Annotated in this window: 1 protein-coding gene; it reads left to right on the top strand. The window is 48.2% G+C overall.

Going from position 1 to position 2,123, the window contains the following annotated elements:
- Window positions 1-168: 168 nt before the first annotated feature.
- The coding region (locus tag AB4653_RS23735) for a flagellar hook-length control protein FliK (RefSeq protein WP_372105475.1) at window positions 169-2,123 on the top strand (1,955 nt) is incomplete at its 3' end.

The following is a 2,123-nucleotide window of genomic DNA, read 5'->3' on the forward strand; positions in this document are numbered from 1 at the left end:
TGACGCAAGTGTTGCTCTGCAGATGGCAGACTTAAAACTTATAGGCATGTTTCTTGCTCTGTTTTATATCAAATTGCGAGTTATGCTCACCAAAGGCATAAAAAGCACCCGACTTTCTTTTTGTTGTCTGATTCAAGGCAGCAAAGCTAGTAGATAGAGCTTGTATATATGAATGTTAGTCTTTCCTCAAATTCAGCGACCAACAAAACGTCATCGTTGTTGGACTCCGGTTCTGCCTCTTCAAAGGTAGAAGAAACTGGAGACTCTAAAGGTTTCTTTGAGTCTTTCAAAGAAGCACTAGGCTTTGAAGAAAGTGACAGTAAAGTCGCAGCAAAAGACACAGAAAGCACCGCGAAGCCTGATGCTAAACAGGCCTCTACCGAAGGTGAAGCGTCAGCCGAAGCGAACAAAGGTGATTCAGCTGAATCAAAGGCTACTGACGAAGTAAGCGAAGCGCAAAGCAAGCAAGCAGCTTCAGAAGTAGAAGGCGAGAAAGCTGCTGAGGAAACATCTGCAGAGGCTGTGTCTGGAACTGAGGCTAAGCTCAAAGCCAATTCGGGCACTGATAGCACTGTCGCTGATAAGGCGGATGGTAAAGATGCGCAGGTTACGACGAATGATTCTAAAGAACAGGTTGCTCAATCCCAAACTCAGGGTACATCAGCTGTAGATGGCTCTACGCAAGCATCGCAAGCTAATGCAGCGATGAATGAAGGCAATAAATTGCTTGGTCAATTGGATGAGGCAAACAAAACTCTAAATCAAGCGTCAAACGGCAAAGGCTTGCCTCAGCAAGGTCAGGTAGATAACGCCCAAGGTAATATCTCCGGTGCTTCAGTTGCAGTAGCCTCCGTTACGGATGAGGCGAGACAACAAACGAATGCAGCAATCCAAGAGAATAGTCTTGAGGTGGATTCTGAAATCGCTGTTCTTACCGGAGGTAAGGGGGTGTCTCAGCTGACTGATGATGAAATCCGACAGTTGATGGATAAAGGCGTCACTCCAGAACAAATTGAAGCCAGTATGAACCGAGAGCTGAGTCAAAAGAATGCGGCTAGCGCCGCGGTGGCCGAACAGAGCCAAGCGATCTCAGCTGCGGATATTGAACTCGCCAAGCAGGTTGATGCCCATACCAAAGCACTAAAACAATTGAATGGACAAATCGAATCAGAACAGTCTGTTGTCGATAGCTTGCTTAAGAAGCAACAAAGTGGTGCTAAGTTGACGGTTGATGAGCAAGCCGCTTTGGCTAAAGCGACCTCTAACTTAGACCTGTTGAATCAACAGCTCACTAACGTTCAACAACAAGCAACGGCTTTGCTAAATCAAGCTCCGGCTGTGAATAGCGCGTCTGGTGAACCCGCTGCTATTGATTGGGATAATACGGATTCAAGCGAAACTAAAGCTTTAGCTGCGGCGGCATCAACAGCAGCTGTAGCGACGGCTGCACAACAAGTGTCAGCGCAGGCCGCTTCTCAATCAACAAACAATGCTCTTACGGATAAGGCAGCAATGCTGCACGCCAACAATGCACATGCAGCCGCTCAACAAGCTAATGTTGCTTCACCTCAGCAGCAAGCAACGTTGGATCCAGCTTTAACCGCGCAAGGGATCGCGATGAATGCAGCGCCAGTCACTACAAAAGCAGGCTCTACTGATGCGCTTCTTAAAGCGGGCGCAGGTGCCGCGGCATTGTCTGGTTTGGGCAAAGCCGGTGCTAAAGAAGATTCTAAAGATTCGACCTTTGCTCAGCAGATAGCCTCGGCCGCTGGCGCACAAGGTACAGCTACGGTGGGTTCAGCACCTACGCGAGCTGAAATTCAAGCGGCTCAACAGGCACCTTTGCAACTCACTAAAGAGTTAGCGAACGACCAGGTGGCGGAAAAAGTCCAAATGATGATGTCTAAGAATCTCAAGAGCTTGGATATCCGTCTTGACCCACCAGAGTTGGGGCAGATGAAAATTCGCATGACCATGAATAATGACGTGGCGAACGTGCACTTTACTGTCGGTAGTCAACAAGCGAGAGAGGTTATTGAACAAACCTTACCTCGTTTGAGGGAGATGCTCGCTCAGCAAGGGATGCAGCTTGCTGAGTCTTCAGTCCAGCAACAGAATACTGG

The sequence above is a fragment of the Vibrio sp. 10N.222.48.A3 genome, from assembly GCF_041475345.1.
Classification (GTDB): Bacteria; Pseudomonadota; Gammaproteobacteria; order Enterobacterales; family Vibrionaceae; genus Vibrio; species Vibrio tasmaniensis_A.